The 19792-nt window shown below is 58.3% G+C and carries 19 protein-coding genes; 11 read left to right on the forward strand and 8 right to left on the reverse strand.

Translation table 11 applies throughout. The features are described from left to right. Nucleotides 1-14 precede the first annotated feature (14 nt). The 5 genes from grxD to MUY35_RS13300 all read right to left on the reverse strand — a co-directional run bounded on the left by grxD (nt 15) and on the right by MUY35_RS13300 (nt 4968). On the reverse strand, nt 15-377 hold the full coding sequence (gene grxD, locus MUY35_RS13280; RefSeq protein WP_248369356.1) for a Grx4 family monothiol glutaredoxin: 363 nt from the start codon (nt 375-377) through the stop codon (nt 15-17). Between the two features lie 249 nt (nt 378-626). Further along, nucleotides 627-869, reverse strand: a complete 243-nt coding sequence (locus MUY35_RS13285; RefSeq protein ID WP_248369359.1) for a BolA family transcriptional regulator — start codon at nt 867-869, stop codon at nt 627-629. Between the two features lie 60 nt (nt 870-929). Beyond that, complete coding sequence (locus tag MUY35_RS13290; protein ID WP_248369361.1) at nt 930-1466, reverse strand: hypothetical protein; 537 nt, start codon at nt 1464-1466, stop codon at nt 930-932. Nucleotides 1467-1470: 4 nt separating this feature from the next. Next, nucleotides 1471-3630 (reverse strand): phosphoribosylformylglycinamidine synthase subunit PurL, encoded by a 2160-nt coding sequence (purL, locus tag MUY35_RS13295; RefSeq protein WP_248369364.1) that lies wholly within the window; start codon nt 3628-3630, stop codon nt 1471-1473. A gap of 444 nt (nt 3631-4074) precedes the next feature. Next, nucleotides 4075-4968 carry a LysR family transcriptional regulator gene (locus tag MUY35_RS13300; RefSeq protein WP_248369367.1) on the reverse strand — a complete coding sequence of 298 codons (894 nt, stop codon included), beginning with the start codon at nt 4966-4968 and terminating at the stop codon, nt 4075-4077. A 167-nt stretch (nt 4969-5135) separates the two neighbouring features. Between MUY35_RS13300 and MUY35_RS13305 the strand changes: the two genes are divergently transcribed. The 11 genes from MUY35_RS13305 (at nt 5136) to MUY35_RS13355 (ending at nt 16447) form a co-directional block, all read left to right on the forward strand. Further along, nucleotides 5136-8552, forward strand: coding sequence for an indolepyruvate ferredoxin oxidoreductase family protein (locus tag MUY35_RS13305; RefSeq protein ID WP_248369369.1), 3417 nt, complete (start codon nt 5136-5138; stop codon nt 8550-8552). A gap of 148 nt (nt 8553-8700) precedes the next feature. Next, complete coding sequence (gene murI, locus MUY35_RS13310) at nt 8701-9513, forward strand: glutamate racemase (protein ID WP_248369371.1); 813 nt, start codon at nt 8701-8703, stop codon at nt 9511-9513. 54 nt (nt 9514-9567) lie between these two features. Further along, complete coding sequence (gene argC, locus MUY35_RS13315; protein ID WP_248369373.1) at nt 9568-10596, forward strand: N-acetyl-gamma-glutamyl-phosphate reductase; 1029 nt, start codon at nt 9568-9570, stop codon at nt 10594-10596. A 30-nt stretch (nt 10597-10626) separates the two neighbouring features. Beyond that, nucleotides 10627-11070 (forward strand): cytochrome c maturation protein CcmE, encoded by a 444-nt coding sequence (gene ccmE / locus MUY35_RS13320; protein WP_248369537.1) that lies wholly within the window; start codon nt 10627-10629, stop codon nt 11068-11070. Nucleotides 11071-11137: 67 nt separating this feature from the next. Beyond that, on the forward strand, nt 11138-11749 hold the full coding sequence (locus MUY35_RS13325) for a holin-associated N-acetylmuramidase (RefSeq protein ID WP_248369375.1): 612 nt from the start codon (nt 11138-11140) through the stop codon (nt 11747-11749). After that, complete coding sequence (locus MUY35_RS13330; RefSeq protein WP_248369377.1) at nt 11740-12330, forward strand: holin family protein; 591 nt, start codon at nt 11740-11742, stop codon at nt 12328-12330. Before MUY35_RS13325 ends, MUY35_RS13330 begins: the two co-directional genes overlap by 10 nt. Next, nucleotides 12320-12508, forward strand: a complete 189-nt coding sequence (locus tag MUY35_RS13335; protein ID WP_248369379.1) for a hypothetical protein — start codon at nt 12320-12322, stop codon at nt 12506-12508. The genes MUY35_RS13330 and MUY35_RS13335 overlap by 11 nt, the downstream gene beginning before the upstream one ends. Nucleotides 12509-12638: 130 nt before the next feature. Further along, nucleotides 12639-13061: a hypothetical protein gene (locus MUY35_RS13340; protein WP_248369382.1), complete on the forward strand. Its 423-nt coding sequence runs from the start codon at nt 12639-12641 to the stop codon at nt 13059-13061. Nucleotides 13062-13132: 71 nt separating this feature from the next. Continuing rightward, nucleotides 13133-15103 (forward strand): heme lyase CcmF/NrfE family subunit, encoded by a 1971-nt coding sequence (locus tag MUY35_RS13345; protein ID WP_248369386.1) that lies wholly within the window; start codon nt 13133-13135, stop codon nt 15101-15103. Beyond that, complete coding sequence (locus MUY35_RS13350; protein ID WP_248369389.1) at nt 15100-15561, forward strand: cytochrome c-type biogenesis protein; 462 nt, start codon at nt 15100-15102, stop codon at nt 15559-15561. The genes MUY35_RS13345 and MUY35_RS13350 overlap by 4 nt, the downstream gene beginning before the upstream one ends. Before the next feature lie 109 nt (nt 15562-15670). After that, a complete protein-coding gene (locus tag MUY35_RS13355; RefSeq protein WP_248369391.1) occupies nt 15671-16447 on the forward strand; it encodes an enoyl-CoA hydratase-related protein in 777 nt (258 codons plus the stop codon). A gap of 3 nt (nt 16448-16450) precedes the next feature. Here the strand turns inward: MUY35_RS13355 and MUY35_RS13360 are convergent, their stop codons facing one another. From MUY35_RS13360 to gltX, 3 genes are all read right to left on the reverse strand, one after another. Then, nucleotides 16451-16825 carry a GFA family protein gene (locus MUY35_RS13360; protein ID WP_248369394.1) on the reverse strand — a complete coding sequence of 125 codons (375 nt, stop codon included), beginning with the start codon at nt 16823-16825 and terminating at the stop codon, nt 16451-16453. Nucleotides 16826-16932: 107 nt separating this feature from the next. Then, a complete protein-coding gene (gene gltA, locus MUY35_RS13365) occupies nt 16933-18228 on the reverse strand; it encodes a citrate synthase (protein ID WP_248369397.1) in 1296 nt (431 codons plus the stop codon). Nucleotides 18229-18296: 68 nt separating this feature from the next. Next, a complete protein-coding gene (gene gltX / locus MUY35_RS13370; protein ID WP_248369399.1) occupies nt 18297-19700 on the reverse strand; it encodes a glutamate--tRNA ligase in 1404 nt (467 codons plus the stop codon). Between the last annotated feature and the right edge of the window lie 92 nt (nt 19701-19792).

Consider the following 19792-nt stretch of genomic DNA (forward strand, 5'->3'; position numbering starts at 1 on the left):
CCGCGTGAACGGGATTAGCCGTTCGCTTCGCGGATCTTGTCTGCGGCTTCCTTGTTATAGGCGACACCGTTTTCATCAAACAGCGTGTCCAGCTCGCCCGACAACGTCATCTCGGTGATGATATCGCAGCCACCCACGAATTCACCCTTCACGTAAAGCTGCGGGATGGTTGGCCAATCCGAATAGTCCTTGATGCCTTGGCGGATGCCCTCATCGGCCAGCACGTTCACATCGGCGAAGTCCACACCCATGAAGTTCAGAACCCCGGCCACGCGGGACGAAAACCCGCATTGCGGCATGTCCTTAGTGCCTTTCATGTAAAGCACAACATCGTTGGCTTTCACGGTATCTTGGATCTGTGTTTTTGCGTCGGTCATATTATCTGTCCTTTCGGGTATGCTTTATCATACCGCGTGAATATTCCTGCGGATTCTTGGTCACATTAAAACCCGGTCGATGATAGGAATTTTCCCCGCTCATGCCCGTGTCAATCATAGTTTCGCCTTGTCCCGGTTCGGTGCCTTTGTTTTGCGTCGCTGGTGGATATTTTACCCTGTGCCATATTTTTAAAATGAAGGCAGAGACAACCAGCACAGAAAACAAAATCCACCAGCCCCAGAACGCCATCACTCGGGCACTTTTGTGGTCAGTGCCAGCGCGTGCAGCTCGCCCTGGCTGCCAGCCATCTTTTCTTTCAGCGCTGCATAGACGGCGCGTTGCTGTTGCACACGGTTCTGGCCGCGAAAGCTTTCGTCCACCACTTCGGCGGCATAGTGATTTCCGTCACCCGCCAGATCGGTGATGGTAATTTTTGCGTCCGGGAAGGCCTCGCGGATGAGGGCTTCGATTGCGGATGCTTCCATGGCCATGTTCGGAACCTCGTTTGTGTTTCAACTCAATCTAAGATCGGGGGCAGGGCGCCGCAAGGGCTAGCGGCGCGTCGCGGCGTCACGAAAGCTGGTCAGCACAGCGCGGGCGTCGGACAATAGCCCCGCTTGCTCTGCATCGGCCAATCCGGGTGCCGTCCAGGCAGGGTTGGGGAGAAGGGTGTTTAGCATCTTCTGACGCGCTGCTTCCTGCGTCGGGCTGAGTGGCAGGTTTTCGGCCACGCGAAACATCTCGATCATGTCGCAGATCGCGCGCATCCGGCGATAGGCTTCGGAAATGTCCTCTAGCAACTGACGGTCTTTGCGCCAGCGCTTGCGCGGGAAGATGTGGGTCATCACATAAGGCCCGGCCCCTTTGCAGTCAAATCGCGCACAGCCGGGAAACCCTTGATCTTCAAGGGTTTCATGGATGCGGCATAGGTTATCGGCGCCCAGATGACGGCACGGGGCAAGCGCAGGCTTGGCGAAGGCAAAATCGTCGCCCGCGTCAAAGCCCGGCGACACGCAGCATAGCCCGGCACAGGACGCGCAATCGGCCACCAACGCAGTCATGTCCTGTGGGTCGGGTAGGGCTGTCATGGGATCATCGATGTGCCTGATCAAATCCTGTGCGGAAGATCTGGGCCAACTCATCCAGCGGCGCTTCTGAGCCACCCATCTTGACCGTATCGCCTGTAAAGCGACCGACAGAGGCGATGGGGATGCCCAACTTGCCCGCCTCGATCATCAAAGCCTCGGCCTGATCGAAGTTACAAGCCACCAGATAGCGCGCCTGATCTTCTCCGAACAGGGTCGGCGTGTCGGCAGTGTCGAGCGAGACCCCCACGCCTCCCGCTTCGGCCATTTCAAATGCAGCGATCGCCAGACCGCCATCAGACAGGTCAGAACAGGCTTTGATCAGTTCGCGATTGGCGCGGATGAAGTCGCCGTGCTTTTTCTCGGCCGCAAGGTCCACTTGCGGGGCGTCGCCGTCTTCGCGGTTGAAGACCTCGGCCAGCAGGGCGGATTGGCCCAGATGACCAGTGGTCTCGCCAATGACCATCGCGACATGGCCGTCACGGGCCACACCGTCGATCATGTCGTCAAGGCTGTCCAGAAGCCCGACGGCACCGATGGTCGGCGTGGGCAGGATGCCTTGACCGTCAGTTTCATTGTAAAGCGAGACGTTGCCGGACACGATGGGAACGTCCAGCGCCGCGACAGCTTCACCAATGCCTTTGATGGCACCCACAAGCTGGCCCATGATCTCGGGCTTTTCGGGGTTCCCGAAGTTCAGGTTGTCGGTTGTGGCAAGGGGCTTCGCGCCGACGGCAGTCAGGTTGCGGTAAGCCTCGGCAACGGCTTGTTTACCACCTTCAAACGGGTTCGCCATCACATAGCGCGGCGTCACGTCCGAGGTGAAGGCTATCGCCTTGTCGGTTCCGTGCACCCGCACGATGCCGGCGCCCAAACCGGGTGCGCGGACGGTATCGGCCATGACCATGTGGTCGTATTGCTCATAGACCCATTGCCTCGCCGCGTAGTTGGGCGAGCCAATCAGGGCCTTCAGCCCATCAATCGCGTCGATTTCGGGCACGTCTGAAAGCGGTTCAACGGCAGGTGTTTCGACCCATGGGCGATCATATTCGGGGGCGCGACCAGATAGGGGGGACAGCGGCAGGTCGGCTTTGACCTCGCCGTTGTGCATGATCAAAAAACGATCTTCGGCAAGCGTTTCACCGACGATTGCGAAGTCAAGATCCCACTTTTCGAACACGGCGCGGGCTTCAGCCTCTTTTTCGGGCTTCAGCACCATCAGCATCCGCTCTTGGCTTTCGGACAGCATCATTTCATAGGCGGTCATGTTGTCTTCGCGCTGGGGCACGTCTTCAAGGTTCAGCTTGACGCCCAGACCGCCTTTGTCGCCCATTTCGACCGCCGAGCAGGTCAGGCCAGCGGCACCCATGTCCTGGATCGAGATGACAGCGCCGGTCTGCATCAACTCCAGCGTGGCTTCCATCAGGCGCTTTTCGGTGAAGGGGTCACCGACTTGCACCGTGGGGCGCTTGTCTTCGATCGTGTCGTCAAACTCGGCCGATGCCATCGTCGCGCCGCCCACACCGTCGCGTCCTGTCTTGGCACCCAGATAGACGACAGGCATGCCGACGCCGGAGGCGGCGGAATAGAAAATCTTGTCGGTGTCGGCCAAGCCCGCGGCAAAGGCGTTCACAAGGCAGTTGCCGTTATAGGCGGGGTGGAAGCGAACCTCGCCGCCCACATTGGGGACCCCGAAACAGTTGCCGTAGCCGCCGATGCCTTCGACGACCCCGTTGACCAGTTGCTTAGTCTTGGGATGATCAATCTCGCCAAAAGACAGGGAGTTCATCGCGGCGATGGGGCGCGCGCCCATGGTGAACACGTCGCGCAGAATGCCGCCAACGCCGGTGGCCGCACCCTGATAGGGTTCGATATAGGACGGGTGGTTGTGGCTTTCCATCTTGAAGACCACAGCCTGACCATCACCGATATCGACGATGCCCGCGTTTTCTCCGGGACCACAAATGACCTGAGGGCCTTCTGTGGGCAGGGTGCGCAACCATTTCTTCGAGGACTTATAGGAACAGTGCTCGTTCCACATGGCCGAGAAGATGCCAAGCTCGGTGAACGTCGGCTCGCGACCAATGATTTCGAGGAGCAGGTCGTATTCGTCCGGCTTCAAACCGTGTGCGGAAATCAGGTCCTCGGTGATCTTCGGCTCTTGCATGCCTGTTTCCCCCTTAGGCTTTGGTTGGCGCCTTTTATGCGATGCGTGCGTAATGGGAAAGAGCAAAGGCGTTGGCTGCAAAGGCGCGAACAGGCGTTTGCGAAAAAAAAGAGGCCGGGCAAAGCCCGGCCAAGTCCAACAGGGAGGTAAAAACCGACTAAAGCAAAGCTCACCATCGGCTTTGAATAAGAATTAGGGCTCATAGGTCTCTGGATCAAGGGAAATTGCTGCATTGCAGCTATGCAGTCTGCGCATATCAGCGCGCAAAAAATGGGACGCAATCGCGAATAGGTAGAGCAGAGTCGCGATATTTCCTGAATTTATAACGGGTTAAGTGTTTTTTGCGGTGGACGATTGTATGCAGCGGCGTGGAGGGGCAATTTCTGACTGTTGCAAAGAAACATCAATATCGGAAGGGCAGGAATGCATATTTGCATTGAAAATTTAGCCTTGGCGATTCTTCCGATGCTCAACCAATTCCTCAACCACAAAGTCGCGGAACGCTTCGATCCGTTTAGAGGACCGTAGCTCTTCGGGATAGGCGAGGAAAACAGGGATTTTCTTGCTTTCGACGCTGGGGAACACACGCTGTAGCTGCGGTATGTCTTGTGTGACGTAATCCGGCAGCATACCGATCCCAAGATTGTGCAAGACAGCTTGAAGCACGCCGAAATAGTTATTCACGGTCAGCAGAGACTTCACGTCGTGTGTCAGCAGGTCGCGCGCCAGGTCTGCACCCGCCCTGACTTGAGCAGACGAGGTGTTTTGGCAAATCAGCCGATGTTCGGACAGATCATCGAGTGTTTCGGGGGTGCCGTTCTTTTCCAGATAGGCAGGCGTTGCATAAAGGCGCATATGCACGTCCATCAGGCGCTTGCGGATCAGGTCGGCCTGGCTGGGCTCTTTCATGCGGATCGCGACGTCGGCTTCGCGCATCGGCAGGTCAAGCACATGCTCTTCCAGCATCAGGTCGATCTTCAGGTCGGGATATTTCTCGTAAAGCTTGGGCAGGCGCGGGGCCAACCACAGCGAGCCGAAGGCGGTGGTGGTGGTAACGCGCAATTCGCCGAACACTTCTTCTTTGCTATCACGGATGCGCGCGACGGCGGCTTCGATCCGCTGATTGATCGATCGCGAGGCATCAAATAGCAACTCACCTTGTTCGGTGAGAATCAGTCCGCGAGCGTGGCGGTGGAAAAGCGTGGCATTCAGGCTTTCTTCCAGCGCTCGAATTTGTCGCGACACCGCAGACTGTGACAAATGCAGCGCGTCACCCGCATGGGTCAACGACCCGGCATCAGCCACGGCATGAAATATTCTGAGCTTGTCCCAATCCATGGCGAAAGAACCAGTATTTGTTAGCGCATAAAACTTGCACAGTGTTATCATCAGAACAGTGATGAGTGCCAGCACGGATTGTGATGTGAAATGATTTGATAGGTCATAGGTTTTGACCTATCATTCTCTCAATCCAGTTATCACTCTAACGTATTGGGAGGTGCGTCATGGGCAAGCCAGACATCACTCTGAACGACCGATTTGATCTGACCAAGCAGCAGGTGCTGTTGAATGGCACGCAAGCCTTGGTGCGCCTGATGCTGATGCAGAAGGAACGCGACCGGGCGGCCGGACTGAACACGGCGGGGTATGTCACGGGGTATCGTGGCTCGCCCCTGGGGGCTGTGGATCTTTGGATGGGGCGTTCCAAAAAGGTGTTGGAACCCAACGACATCAAATTCCATCCCGGTCTGAATGAAGATCTGGCCGCGACCGCGCTGTGGGGCAGCCAGCAGGCTGAACTGCGCGGCGAGGGCACGCATGATGGCGTGTTTGGCCTGTGGTATGGCAAGGGGCCGGGCGTGGACCGCACCGGTGACGTGATGCGCCATGCCAATATGGCCGGCACCAGCCCGCATGGTGGCGTGCTGATGGCGATGGGCGATGATCACACCGGCGAAAGCTCGACCGTGTTGCACCAGTCTGACTGGGCGATGGTGGATGCCTATATCCCGGTTCTCAGCCCGGCGGGTGTGCAGGAAATTTTGGATTACGGCATCTATGGTTATGGCCTCAGCCGTTTTGCGGGCGTTTGGGCGGGTCTGAAGGTAATGAAAGACACGGTCGAGGCGACCTCGGTCGTCGATGGCGATCCAAACCGGATGCAGCTTGTCACACCTGATTTCGACATGCCGGATGGCGGGTTGAACATTCGTTTGGCTGACCAGCCGGTGCCGCAAGAAGCGCGGATGATCGACTATAAACGCTTCGCCGCCGAGGCTTATGCCCGCGCCAACCGGATTGACCAGCGCAAGTGGGGCAAACCCGGGGCCAAGATTGGGTTCGTGGCGGCTGGCAAGAACTGGCTGGATCTCGTGCATGCGATGGGCCTTCTGGGCATCGACGAAGCCGAGGCCGAACGCCTGGGCCTGACCACCTACAAGGTCGGCCAAACCTTCCCGCTGGATATGGAAAGCTTCCACGAATGGGCCGAGGGGCTGGACCTGATCGTGGTGGTCGAAGAAAAGCGCAAGCTGATGGAAGTGCAGATCAAGGAAGCGATCTTTGACGACCGCGACGGTCGGCGCGTCTATGGCTGGCACAAGGGCGACACGTGGGAAAACGGCCGCCGGTTGGAGCTTTTCCCGACCCGCTATGCGTTGGACCCGATCATGATTGCCGAGAAAATCGGAGACATCTTGATTGAAGAGGGGCGCGGGACCGAATCCGTGAAGGCGGGCCTGACAATGTTGGCCGAGGCGAAAGGCGCGGACAATGCGCCCAATATCGCGGCACGCTTGCCGTTTTTCTGTTCGGGCTGCCCACACAATACTTCAACCAAACTGCCGGATGGGTCGCGCGCCTACGCGGGTATTGGCTGTCACTATATGGTGCAGTGGATGGATCGCGATACCGTCGGGTTCACCCAGATGGGCGGCGAGGGTGCCAACTGGATTGGCGAGGCACCGTTTTCGAAAACCGGGCATGTGTTCCAGAACCTGGGCGACGGAACCTATAACCATTCGGGCAATCTGGCGATCCGGGCGGCATTGGCGTCGGATGCCAACATTACCTACAAGATCCTTTACAACGATGCGGTCGCGATGACGGGCGGGCAGACCAACGAAGGTGGCTTGGACGCAGAGCGTATCGCGCGTGAGGTGCAGGCGATGGGCGTGAAGCACATCTTCCTTGTCTATGACGACAAAGAGGATGTGGACCTGTCAGCCTTCCCTAAGGGACTGTCGCACCACACCCGTGACGAGTTGTTGACAGTTGAAAAGAAATGTCGCGATATCAAGGGTGTCTCGGTCATTCTTTACATCCAAACCTGCGCGGCAGAGAAACGCCGTCGCCGCAAGCGCGGGCAATTCCCTGACCCGGATAAACGTGTGTTCATCAACACCGACGTCTGCGAGGGCTGCGGCGATTGCGGGGTGCAGTCGAACTGTGTCTCGATCGTGCCAGTGGAAACCGAGCTGGGCCGCAAACGCGCCATTGACCAATCCAGTTGCAACAAGGACTTCAGCTGTGTGAACGGCTTCTGCCCCAGCTTCGTGACCGTCGAAGGGGCCAAGCTGAAGAAATCGGCGACCGCCGAGGTGGACATTCCTGATCTGCCAGCGCCAGCGCTTCCCGCCATTGACGGCACCTTTAACACGGTGATCACCGGCGTTGGTGGCACAGGCGTCGTGACCATCGGCGCCATCATGGCGCAGGCGGCCCATATCGACGGCAAGGGCGTCGGCATGATGGAGATGGCAGGCCTTGCCCAGAAGGGCGGGGCTGTCACAGTTCATTTGCGCCTTGCCAACGCACCGGAAGACATCTCGGCCATTCGCGTGGCAACGGGGGAATGTGATGCGCTGATCGGCTGCGATCTGGTGGTGTCGGCTTCGTCCACTACCTTGGGTCTGACCAAAACCGGACGCACCGGGGCCGTCGTAGACAGCCACGAAACCGTGACGGGCGAGTTCACCCGCAACACCGATTTCGCCATTCCGGGCGACCGTCTGCAATTGTCGCTTGAAGCGCGGCTGCGCGACCGTCTGTCGATGTTCGACGCGACCGAGCTGGCGCGGGTGCTGATGGGGGACAACATCTTTTCGAACATGATGGTGCTGGGGGCCAGCTGGCAGGCGGGCATCGTGCCGCTGACCCACGATGCGCTGATGTATGCCATCGAGTTGAATGGTCAGGCGATCGACCGCAACAAGCACGCTTTTGAGCTGGGTCGTTGGGCCGTTCTGCACCCGGAAGAAGCCGAGAAGATGGTTGTCGGTGAGGTGGTTGAAAAGCCCAAGACGCTGGCCGAGATCATCGACTTCCGTGCAAATCAACTGGTCACCTATCAGAACAAGCGGCTGGCGAAACGCTATCGCGCCTTTGTCGATCAGATGCCCGACGCGTTGAAAGAGCCGGTGGCGAAAAGCTATCACAAGCTCTTGGCGTATAAGGATGAATATGAGGTCGCGCGCATGTTATGCGACACCCGTGCCAAGGCCGAGGCCGAGTTCGACGGCGATCTGAAGCTGACCTATCACCTCGCCCCGCCGATCCTGAGTGGGACGGACGCCAACGGACGGCCCAAGAAACGTGGCTTTGGAAGCTGGTTTGAGAAGTCGGCCCCATGGCTGGCCAAGATGAAGAGCCTTCGCGGCACGCCGCTTGATCCCTTCGGCCGATCCGAGGAGCGCTGCACGGAACGTGCGCTCATTTCGGAATTTGAGGCCGACATGAAAACCGTTCTGGCAGGGCTGACCGACGACAATCTGTCCGTTGCGCGCGACTTGGCAGAGCTTCCCTTGTCGATCCGCGGCTTTGGTCCGGTGAAAGAGGCGAATGTCGAAAAGGCGGCTGCACGTCGGGCAGAGCTTTTGGCTCAGTTCAGCGGGCAAGCACCGCTGGTGCAGGCTGCCGAATAAGGATTGCGCCGCCGCTGGCCCAAGCCATGCGGCGACGCGACACCTGCTTGATGGGCGGATTTTCAACCCAAGCCCATTTCCACAATGGATTTCCGTCGCGAACAGACATATGCCTTGTGCAAAGGCAACACGGACGGGACCAAAGACAATGGCAGTAGGTATTTTCGATTCAGGTCTGGGTGGGCTGACGGTGCTGGACGCTGTCACCAAGCGACTGCCCGATGTTGATTTCGTCTACTACGCTGACAGCAAGCATGCGCCTTATGGTGTGCGCGACGCCGATGACATCTATAATCTGACGACCACCGCCGTTCAGGCTTTGTGGGATCAGGGCTGCGATCTGGTGATCCTTGCGTGCAACACGGCCTCGGCGGCAGCGCTGCGCCGGATGCAGGAAAGCTGGGTTCCCGGCGACAAGCGTGTGCTGGGCGTTTTTGTGCCGTTGATCGAGGCGATGACAGAACGGAACTGGGGCGACAACTCGCCGCCGCGCGAAGTGGCGGTGAAACATGTGGCGCTGTTTGCCACGCCCGCCACCGTGTCCAGCCGTGCGTTCCAGCGTGAACTGGCTTTCCGGGCGATCGGCGTGGATGTGGAAGCGCAAGCCTGCGGTGGTGTCGTCGATGCGATTGAAGAGGGCGACATGATCCTGGCCGAAGCGCTTGTGCGCAGCCATGTGGACGCCTTGAAACGCAAGATGCCAAAGCCCGAGGCCGCGATCCTTGGCTGCACCCATTACCCGCTGATGGAGCAAGTGTTCCAAGACGCGCTGGGCAAGGACGTGCAGGTTTACAGCCAAGCCAATCTGGTGGCCGAAAGCCTTGCCGACTATCTTGGCCGTCACCCCGAAATGTTGGGCGCGGGCGCGGGGTCGAAGTTCCTGACCACCGGCGACCCTGACCGGGTGTCCGACCGTGCCACCCAGTTTCTGCGACGAAAGATCACGTTCGACGCGGCCTGATTGAAGCGGGCCGACAAAACCACTACATCTTTCGCGAAGTCTCAGGAGGTCATGATGACCCACAAAATCGCCATTCTTGGTGCGTCCGGCTATACCGGCGCTGAACTTGTCAGGTTGATCGCAACCCATCCGACGATGGAAATCGTCGCCCTGTCTGCCGACCGCAAGGCGGGGATGGAGATGGCAGATGTCTATCCGCAGCTGCGCCACCTCGATCTGCCCAAGCTGGTCAAGATGGATCAGATCGACTTTGCGGATGTTGACCTGGCCTTCGCGGCCCTGCCGCATGGGCTTAGCCAAGCGCTGGTGCGTGATCTGCCCAAGTCGGTGAAGGTCGTGGACCTTGGTGCCGATTTCCGGCTTCGCGACCCCGCGGACTATGAGAAATGGTATGGCGCGCCGCATGTGGCGACCGAGCTTCAGAAAGAAGCGGTCTATGGGCTGACCGAGTTCTACCGCGACGACATCACATCTGCGCGATTGGTGGCCGGCACCGGCTGCAACGCGGCGACGGTGCAATACGCGCTTCGCCCGTTGATTTCAGCGGGCCTGATCGACCTTGACCGGATCATCTGTGATCTGAAGAACGGGGTGTCCGGGGCCGGGCGGTCTTTGAAGGAAAACATGCTGTTTGCTGAACGTTCGACCGATGTGCAGGGCTATGCGCAGGGTGGCACGCACCGGCATCTGGGCGAGTTCGATCAGGAGTTTTCGCTGCTGGCGGGCCGTCCGGTTCAGATTATGTTCACGCCGCACCTTGTGCCGGTGAACCGCGGCATTCTGGCCGATTGCTATGTCGACGGGGATGCGGACAAGATCCACGCAGCCTTGGTTGAGCAATATCAAGACGAACCGTTCGTGACTGTGCTACCCAAGGGCCAATTGCCCGGTATGGGGCACGTCATGGGGTCGAACCAATGCCATCTGGGCGTTGTAGGCGACCGCGTTCCGGGGCGTGCTTTGGTGGTGTCGGCGTTGGACAATCTATGCAAAGGATCGTCCGGTCAGGCGATGCAAAATGCCAACCTCATGTTGGGCGAGGATGAGACGACGGGGCTGATGATGCCCCCGGTCTTTCCATAAGTCTTTGAAAAGGAGCCGACCATGGCCGGTTTGAAAAGTCTGAAGAAAACACGACGAATCCAGATCATTGTTCTGGCATTCGTGGCGCTCGGGATCTCCACCGGGTTGATCGGCTATGCGCTGAAAGACGGGATCAACTATTACCGGTCCCCGACCGAAGTTCTGGCCGAACCGCCCAGCGAAAACGAGGTGTTTCGCATGGGTGGTCTGGTGTCAGACGGCACACTTGTGCGTGGTCAAAGCGAAACGGTGACCTTTTCCGTCACCGACGGTGGGGCGGTTGTGCCGGTCAGCTACACTGGCGTGTTGCCTGATCTGTTTGGTGAAAACCAAGGCATGATCGGCACTGGAAGCTATGTAAACGGCACATTCCAAGCCACGGAAATCCTTGCCAAACACGACGAAGATTATATGCCGAAAGAGGTTATCGACAGCCTCAAGGAAACCGGTGTCTACGTCGAGCCGACCTCCTGATTTGAGGTTTCTTAACGCTTCTTAACCAGCCTTACCCCCATGTTTGACATGCGGGGTATAGGCGCAAATGAAAAGCGTTGAAGAAATAGCGACCGAGATTGTCGCTCGCGAGGGTGGCTATGTAAACGACCCGGACGATCCGGGTGGCGCGACCAAATACGGCGTGACGATCCACACCATGCGGCACCTTGGGCTGGATCTGGATCGCGACGGGCAGGTGACATCGAAGGATGTCAAAGCCCTGACCCGTGATCAGGCCCGCGACATCTTCCTGAAGCATTATTTCCAGAAACCCCGACTGGCGGAGCTTCCGCGCCCGCTGCAGGCCTCCGTGTTCGATATGTATGTGAATGCGGGCGGCAATGCCGTGCGTGTGCTGCAAAAGCTGTTCATCAAAATGGGGTATGAGCTGGCGGTCGATGGCGCGCTTGGCCCGAAAACCCTTGGCGTGGCGCGCGCCGCGATGAAGGTAGCACCCGACCATCTGGTGGATGCCTACGGGATTGAACGGCGCAACTATTACTATCGGCTGGCGGACCGCCGCCCAACATCTCGCAAATACGCCAAACGCCGCGATGGTGGAAAGGGCGGATGGATCACCCGCGCTGAAACCTTCTTGTCCGAAAAATACCACTTCTCAGATCAGGATCACCGCAGAAGGATCGCAGCATGGGCTTGATTGGCAATGTTTTCAATATCCTGTTCGGGCGCGGCGGCAACGTTATCCGCGAAACCGCAGAAGTGTTTCGCGAAAACACCGAGGCCGCGTCTGGCCGCGCGACCGACGTCCAGATGGCCGCGATCGACGCCTTCCGGGCCGAATTCAACGCCGCCCAAGGCGGGCGATTCAATCGTTTCATGGATGGTCTGAACCGGGTGCCTCGTCCTGCGCTCGCGTTGTCGACGCTTGGTCTTTTTGCCGCAGCGATGGTCAGCCCCGACTGGTTTGCGGCGCGAATGCACGGCATCGCGATGGTTCCCGAGCCTCTTTGGTGGCTCATGGGAGTGGTGGTCAGCTTCTATTTTGGCGCGCGCCACCAGATCAAAGGGCAAGAGTTCCAGCGCGCAATTGCGACAGCCTTGTCGCGGGAAAACGAGTTGTCAAAGGCGTCGTCCAGCCGACCCAAACCGCCTTCTGTCTTCAAGCCTGCGCCCTCAACGAGTTCAACGCCCAACAGCCCGCAGCGGGTGCAGGATGGCGTCAACATCTCGGATAATGCCGCTCTGGCCGATTGGCAGGAGGCACAGCGTGGCGGGTGAGGTGATCCTGAAACTTGTCGCAGAACACGGGCCTTGGGTGTTGTTGGTTTTCTATCTGCTCTACCGAGATTTTCAAAAAGATCAGGCAACGCGGGCGGTGTTGGACAAGAACACCTCTATTTTGATCGAGATCACGACGATCATCCGCGAACGCCTGCCCGCAGGTGGGGGGCGATGATCAGGGCGGTTTGGCGACTTAGAAACTGGGTTTGGACCGTTGTGGTCGGATCTCGGTTTCAGAAATCTATTGAACAAAACCAACATGCAGCAGCCGAACTGGATGCTGTTGTGCGAGAGGTCTTGCAGAAATGAAACAGGCGTTCGGTTTAATGATGTGCCTCGCGGTGCTGTTGCAGCTTGGCTACCGCGTGGCGGGCTATGACGCGATGTATCAGATCGGATACGGGGCAATCACCCTGATGGGGTTGATGATCTCGCTGACCTTCTTGTGGCTGTACGTGCAGCGCGCGACCCCGCTGGCACTGGGCATGGCCTATAGTTGGTCGGGGGCAAGTCTGGTGCTGGGCTGGTGGTGGATTTTCGCTTTGATGGGCGAGCCGCCATTTATGGAGCAAAACTCCGCGCATCTTATCCCGCTGTCGCTTTATCTTTCAGGCGCTTTGCTTCACTTCAGCGTGATCCATCGGTCGTTCGGATGTCATGGTATGACGTTCCTGTGGCCGGTGCTGGGGGCCGTGATCTTGTCGACGGTCATTTTTATGGCCGTTTAATGCCCACAAACCCGTGACCAGACGCCGCAGAGGGCTAGGCCCCGCCCGCGACTCCCTTTATGGTCGCTGACATGATTACAGAGCTTGGACATTTTGCGCTGATATTGGCGCTAGGCGTGGCGATCGTGCAGACGATTGTGCCACTGATTGGGGCACATAAAGGCTGGCGAGGCTGGATGGAACTGGCGGTGCCTGCCGCGACGATCCAGTTCCTTCTGGTGCTGGCGTCGTTCCTCGCGCTGACATACGCATTCGTGACGTCAGACTTTTCACTGCAGTTGGTTACGCTGAACTCGCATTCTGCGAAGCCAATGCTGTACAAAGTGTCGGGCGTTTGGGGCAACCACGAAGGCTCGATGCTGCTTTGGGTGTTGATCGTGACGCTGTTTGGCGCGATGGCCGCTTGGTTTGGCGGCAACTTGCCGCAACGCCTGAAAGCGCGGGTGCTTGCTGTGCAAAGCTCGATCGCAGTGGCGTTTCTAGCCTTTGTCCTTTTCACGTCGAACCCATTTATCCGCATCGCGCAACCGCCGTTTGATGGCCGCGATCTGAACCCGCTTTTGCAAGACCCCGGTTTGGCCTTCCACCCGCCCTTCCTGTATCTGGGCTATGTTGGCCTTTCCATGGCGTTCTCATTCGCCGTCGCCGCTTTGATCGAGGGTCGGATCGACGCGGCCTGGGGCCGTTGGGTGCGTCCGTGGACGCTGGCCGCCTGGATATTCCTGACCATCGGGATCGCTCTTGGCAGTTGGTGGGCTTACTATGAGCTTGGCTGGGGCGGTTTCTGGTTCTGGGATCCGGTTGAAAACGCGTCGTTCATGCCGTGGCTCTTTGCTGCCGCGCTGTTGCATTCGGCCATTGTGGTCGAAAAACGCGAAAGCTTGAAAAGCTGGACCATCCTTCTGGCCATCCTTGCCTTCGGGTTCTCGCTGATCGGCACGTTTATTGTGCGCTCGGGCGTCATCACGTCTGTGCACGCCTTTGCCACGGACCCCGAACGCGGCGTGTTCATCCTGATGATCCTCGCCTTTTTCACCGGCGGCGCGCTGACGCTTTTTGCCGCCCGCGCCAGCACGATGGAGGCGCGTGGGGTCTTTGGTTTCGTCAGTCGCGAAAGCGCTCTGGTGCTGAACAACATCCTGTTGGCTGTGTCATCCCTTGTTGTCTTTGTGGGCACGATCTGGCCGTTGATCGGCGAGATTTTCGGTCGCAAAATCTCGGTCGGCGCTCCGTTCTTCGAGGCAGCCTTTACCCCCTTTATGGTGGTGCTTGCTTTGGCATTGCCAGTCGGGGCCATGTTGCCGTGGAAACGCGCCAAGCTTGGCCGTGTGGTGAAGACACTGGTGCCTTTCTTCGTTCTGGCGGTTGCGATTGGGGCGTTGGTCTGGGCGATGCAAACTGAAAAAACGGCGCTGGGGCCCATTGGCATGTTCCTTGGCACCTGGTTGGTGGCCGGGGCGCTTGTTGATCTGGCGGGCCGGACCGGGCGGGGATCGGTTTCGAACCGTCTGTCGCGTCTGACGCGTCTACCGCGGTCCGACTGGGGCAAGCTTGCGGCGCATTCCGGGTTCGGGATCACCGTTATGGGCATCTCGGGTTTGATGGCGTGGAGTGTTGAGGACATCCGCGTGGCGGCAATCGGCGAAACTTTCTCTGTCTCCAGCTATGAAATCACTTTGGTGGATGTCAGAAGCGAACAGGGGCCGAACTATATGACCACAAAGGCCGAGATGCGCGTCACCCAAGACGGGCAACCGCTGACAACCCTTTATCCTGAAAAGCGCGTCTATCCCGTGCAGGCGATGCCGACCACAGAAGCCGCGATTTCGAACGGGTTTTGGCGGGACATCTATCTTGTCATCGGCGATCCGCAGGATGATGGTGGCTGGGCCGTGCGGACCTTTATCAAGCCCTTCGCCAACTGGATATGGGCGGGGTCGATCATCATGGCGCTGGGTGGGTTCATCAGCCTGACGGATCGCAGGTTCCGCGTGGCGGCCGGAGCGGCCAAGACGCGTGCGCAAGGAGTGCCGGCGGAATGAGGCGTATCATTATTTCGGGCCTTCTGGCCGCCACCCTCGCGGTTTCTCCTGTCTTTGCCGTAAACCCGGACGAGGTTCTGGATGACCCAGCCCTTGAGCAGCGGGCGCGCAACATCTCGGCGGACCTTAGATGTGTGGTCTGCCGGGGCGAGAATATCGACGAAAGCAACGCCCCAATCGCGCACGATCTGCGGCTGTTGGTGCGCGAACGTCTGGTCGAAGGCGACAGCAATGACGAGGTGGTGGACTTTATCGTCGAACGCTATGGCGAATACGTTCTGATGAAACCCAACACATCGGGTGCAAATGTGATCCTTTGGGCGGCTGGCCCTGCGCTGTTTATCGTCGCATTGCTCGCAGCCGGGCTTTATCTGCGCCGCCGCTCGCAAGCCAAGGACACCGCAACGGCGCTCTCGTCGGACGAAGAGGCGCGTCTGAAAGTGCTGATGAAGGATTGATCCCGCCCAGGTCCGGCGTGGTTCACCTATTTTTTGCAATGTGACGGGGCGTTTGTCTTTACCTGACCGATTGGTCGGGTAAGCTGCCCGAAATTTGCGGGAGGATCCAATGAACTACGAAACGATCACGGTCGAGGTGACCGACGGGTTGGCAGTGCTGACGTTGAACCGCGCTGATGTCATGAACGCGCTGAACACTCAGATGCGTGCGGAAATGACCCATGCGATCAAGGAAGCCGGCGAAACGGCACGCGCATTGGTAATAACTGGTGCCGGCCGGGCCTTCTGTTCCGGTCAGGATCTGGGCGACCGCGCAAATGTGGCTCATGTCGATCTGGAGCGCACTCTGCGCGATGAATACGAGCCATTGCTGGACGCGATCTATAACAGCCCCATTCCCACCATCGCTGCCGTCAACGGCGCAGCGGCGGGGGCAGGGGCCAACATCGCATTGGCTGCGGACGTTGTCATTGCCGCCGAAAGCGCCTTTTTTATGCAGGCATTTTCCCGCATTGGCCTGATACCGGACGCGGGCGGCACATATTGGATGCCGCGCCAGATGGGTTTCGCCAAAGCGATGGGCGCGTCCCTTTTTGCCGAAAAGACCCCCGCGTGTGAGGCGGCCGATATGGGGCTGATCTGGGAATGTGTCGCGGATGATGAGTTCGAGGCTGTTTGGCGCAAACGCGGCGAACAACTGGCGAAGGGTCCGACCCTGTCCTATCGCAATATCAAGAAAGCCCTGCGCAGCTCGATGAGCAATACGCTGGACGAACAACTGGCACTTGAGGCGAAGCTACAAGGCGAATGCGGCAATTCACGCGACTTCAAAGAGGGCGTGTTGGCGTTTCTTGAGAAGCGCAACCCCAATTACGAGGGACGCTAGGGCCTAGGCCTGATCCCAAGGCTGTCGCCCGTCTTCAAAGACATCCTTGCCGCGTTCAAATAGCGTCGGATCGTCAAGCGCACCAGCGTAAATGGCTATGGCGTCTGGCATGCGGGACGTCGCTTTCAACAGCGGCGATCCGCAATCGCGACAGAATATGAATTCCAACATCGATCCCGAATCCGCCCTTTGGCGATAGGTTTTTGTCGGCCCCTTGGTCATCAGCGCATCGCGGTGGACCATCATTTGCGGGGCGTGTCCGGCCCCGGTCACGTGTTGGCAATCTCTGCAATAGCATTGGATTGTGAAGCGAATTTCGCCGGTATAGTCGAACTGGCACGCTCCACACAGGCAGCTGCCAGATAGATACTGAGACATGTCCAACCTCCTTGATTGATAGAGTAGCCAGTAGCTTGATGCGCGCCATGAAAACAAAAAAAGCCGCCAAAATCGGCGGCTTTTTTCTGGTTCGGAGGAACGGCGTCTTAGCGCTTTGCGACATCCACATAATCGCGCATCGTCTCGCCCAGATACAACTGGCGCGGACGACCGATTTTTTGTGCCGGATCGCCCAGCATCTCTTTCCACTGCGAAATCCAACCGACAGTGCGGCTAAGCGCGAAGATCGGTGTGAACATCGAGGTGGGGAAGCCCATCGCCTCAAGGATGATACCCGAATAGAAGTCGACGTTCGGATACAGTTTCTTCTCAACGAAATAGGGATCTTCCAGCGCAATGCGCTCAAGCTCTTTCGCGACTTTCAGGGTCTCGTTGTTGTCGATGCCCAGAAGGCCCAGCACCTCGTCAGCACTTTCCTTCATGACCTTCGCACGCGGGTCGAAGTTCTTGTAGACGCGGTGGCCAAAGCCCATCAGGCGGAACGGGTCGTTCTTGTCTTTGGCGCGTTCGACGAATTCGGGGATGCGATCCACGGTGCCGATTTCGCGGAGCATTTCAAGACAGGCTTGGTTGGCGCCACCGTGGGCGGGGCCCCAAAGGCAAGCGATACCTGCGGCGATACAGGCGAACGGGTTGGCGCCTGACGACCCGGCCAGACGCACGGTCGAAGTCGACGCGTTCTGTTCGTGGTCAGCATGCAGGGTGAAAATCCGGTCCATGGCTTTGGACAGGATCGGGTCCACGACATATTCCTCGGCCGGGACGGCAAAGCACATACGCAGGAAGTTCGACGCATAGTCCAGATCATTCTTCGGATACACGAACGGTTGGCCGACCGAATATTTGAAGGCCATGGCTGCGATTGTCGGCAGTTTGGCGATCATGCGGATCGCGGCGACTTCACGTTGCCATTCATCATTCACATCAGTCGAGTCGTGATAGAAGGCAGACATTGCCCCAACGACGCCAGTGATGATCGCCATTGGGTGGGCGTCGCGGCGGAACCCGGTGAAGAATTTGATCATTTGCTCGTGGACCATCGTGTGATTGGTCACGCGGCTTTCGAAGTCCAACTGCTCGGCTTGGGTTGGCAGTTCACCGTACAGCAGCAGATAGCAGACTTCGAGGAAATGCGACTTGTCGGCCAGCTGGTCGATCGGATAGCCGCGATACAGCAGCTCGCCCTTGTCACCATCGATGAAGGTGATGGTCGAATCACAGCTGGCAGTCGATGTGAAGCCGGGGTCATAGGTGAACACGTCACCCTTTGCATACAGTTTGCGGATGTCGATCACGTCGGGGCCCGCTGTGGGCGAATACATCGGCAGTTCCAGCTCTTTGTCACCAAATGTAAGCTTCGCAGTTCCGGTCGGTTTGGCCATCTATTTATTCCCTTCGTGTTCGTATCTATCCACGTCCACCCCGGATGGGTCGGTCGCGTGTGCTTGTTCTATGCGCTTGCATCTTCAAGGCGGGCAACAGTTTCGTCACGGCCAAGAACAAGCATCATATCAAATACGCTTGGGGTCACGGCGCGACCGGCAAGGGCTGCACGCAAGGGAGCAGCCAGTTTGCCAAACTTGGTCCCGTGAGCTTCGGCAAGCCCGTTCAGGATCCCTTCCAGCGTGTTGCGATCCCAGCTAGCATTTTGCAGCTGCGGCGTCAATTCTTTCAGTATACCACGGGATACTTCATCCAGTGCCTTTGCTGCTTTCTCGTCCTGTTCGATGGGGCGGGTAATGGTTGCAAAGTGCGCTTTTACAAGGAGTTGCGGGAATGTCTTCGCCCCCGTTTTCAACACATACATCGCGTCCGCTAAAAGTTGACGTTGCTGCGGTTGCAAAGGGAATTGCCCGGTTGCGGCCAAAAAATCCTCAAGCTCGGCCATCACTTCGGCATCGTCCATCGCCGCAAGGTGTTGCCCCGATAGGTTGTCGAGCTTTTTGAAGTCAAACCGGGCCGGGCTTTTGCCGATTCCCTTCAGGTCAAACCACTCCAACGCCTGCGCGTCGGTGAAAAATTCGTCGTCCCCGTGGCTCCATCCCAGACGCGCCAGATAGTTGCGCATCGCGCGGGCGGGGTAGCCCATGGCTTGGTATTCTTCGACCCCCAATGCGCCGTGGCGTTTGGACAGTTTTTTGCCGTCGGGGCCGTGGATCAGCGGAATATGCGCCCAGACCGGCACGTCCCACCCCATCGCCTGATAGACAAGCTGTTGACGTGCGGCGTTGTTCAGGTGGTCATCGCCGCGAATGGCATGGGTCACGCCCATGTCGTGATCATCCACAACGACAGCCAGCATGTAGGTAGGTGTGCCATCAGACCGTAAACAAATCATGTCGTCCAACTGATCGTTGCGGATCGTGACATCGCCCTGCACGGCATCCTTGATGATCGTCGCCCCCTCGCGTGGGGCTTTCAGGCGGATAACATAGGGGGCATCCGGGTGCGTCGCGGGGTCGGCGTCGCGCCACGGCGATTGGAACAACGTCGATTTCCCAGCTGCGCGCGCCTCGTCACGAAACATTTGAATTTCGTCCTGCGTGGCAAAACACTTATAGGCATGGCCGTTTGTCAGCATCTGGTGTGCCATTTCGGCATGGCGTTCGGCGCGGTCGAATTGGCTGATCACGTCGCCGTCATGGTCAAGACCAAGCCACTCCATGCCCTTCAGGATCGCCGCTGTCGCCTCGGGTGTGGAACGGGCGCGGTCGGTGTCCTCGATCCTCAGCAGGAATTTTCCGCCATGGCCACGGGCAAAGAGCCAGTTGAACAGCGCGGTGCGCGCGCCGCCGATATGCAGGTATCCGGTGGGCGAGGGGGCGAAACGGGTGACGATCTGATCGGTGGACATGAAGCGTTAACCTTTTGGAAACCATACGGGCGTTACTGAGGTATCAACACGCGCTGCGCGCGCGATGAAACCCCGGACAGGGCCAGTGTTGC

The sequence above is a fragment of the Aliiroseovarius sp. S1339 genome (assembly GCF_023195695.1).
Classification (GTDB): Bacteria; Pseudomonadota; Alphaproteobacteria; order Rhodobacterales; family Rhodobacteraceae; genus Aliiroseovarius.

Bases quoted from the DNA above. Each gene is read 5' to 3' on its own strand.
- MUY35_RS13325 (WP_248369375.1), top strand. From the start codon at position 11,138: ATGAAAAGCGTTGAAGAAATAGCGACCGAGATTGTCGCTCGCGAGGGT.
- MUY35_RS13300 (WP_248369367.1), bottom strand. From the start codon at position 4,968: ATGGATTGGGACAAGCTCAGAATATTTCATGCCGTGGCTGATGCCGGG.
- MUY35_RS13345 (WP_248369386.1), top strand. From the start codon at position 13,133: ATGATTACAGAGCTTGGACATTTTGCGCTGATATTGGCGCTAGGCGTG.
- MUY35_RS13330 (WP_248369377.1), top strand. From the start codon at position 11,740: ATGGGCTTGATTGGCAATGTTTTCAATATCCTGTTCGGGCGCGGCGGC.
- MUY35_RS13350 (WP_248369389.1), top strand. From the start codon at position 15,100: ATGAGGCGTATCATTATTTCGGGCCTTCTGGCCGCCACCCTCGCGGTT.
- MUY35_RS13340 (WP_248369382.1), top strand. From the start codon at position 12,639: ATGAAACAGGCGTTCGGTTTAATGATGTGCCTCGCGGTGCTGTTGCAG.
- murI (WP_248369371.1), top strand. From the start codon at position 8,701: ATGGCAGTAGGTATTTTCGATTCAGGTCTGGGTGGGCTGACGGTGCTG.
- gltX (WP_248369399.1), bottom strand. From the start codon at position 19,700: ATGTCCACCGATCAGATCGTCACCCGTTTCGCCCCCTCGCCCACCGGA.
- MUY35_RS13285 (WP_248369359.1), bottom strand. From the start codon at position 869: ATGGCCATGGAAGCATCCGCAATCGAAGCCCTCATCCGCGAGGCCTTC.
- argC (WP_248369373.1), top strand. From the start codon at position 9,568: ATGACCCACAAAATCGCCATTCTTGGTGCGTCCGGCTATACCGGCGCT.
- grxD (WP_248369356.1), bottom strand. From the start codon at position 377: ATGACCGACGCAAAAACACAGATCCAAGATACCGTGAAAGCCAACGAT.
- purL (WP_248369364.1), bottom strand. From the start codon at position 3,630: ATGCAAGAGCCGAAGATCACCGAGGACCTGATTTCCGCACACGGTTTG.
- MUY35_RS13290 (WP_248369361.1), bottom strand. From the start codon at position 1,466: ATGACAGCCCTACCCGACCCACAGGACATGACTGCGTTGGTGGCCGAT.
- MUY35_RS13305 (WP_248369369.1), top strand. From the start codon at position 5,136: ATGGGCAAGCCAGACATCACTCTGAACGACCGATTTGATCTGACCAAG.
- gltA (WP_248369397.1), bottom strand. From the start codon at position 18,228: ATGGCCAAACCGACCGGAACTGCGAAGCTTACATTTGGTGACAAAGAG.
- MUY35_RS13360 (WP_248369394.1), bottom strand. From the start codon at position 16,825: ATGTCTCAGTATCTATCTGGCAGCTGCCTGTGTGGAGCGTGCCAGTTC.
- MUY35_RS13355 (WP_248369391.1), top strand. From the start codon at position 15,671: ATGAACTACGAAACGATCACGGTCGAGGTGACCGACGGGTTGGCAGTG.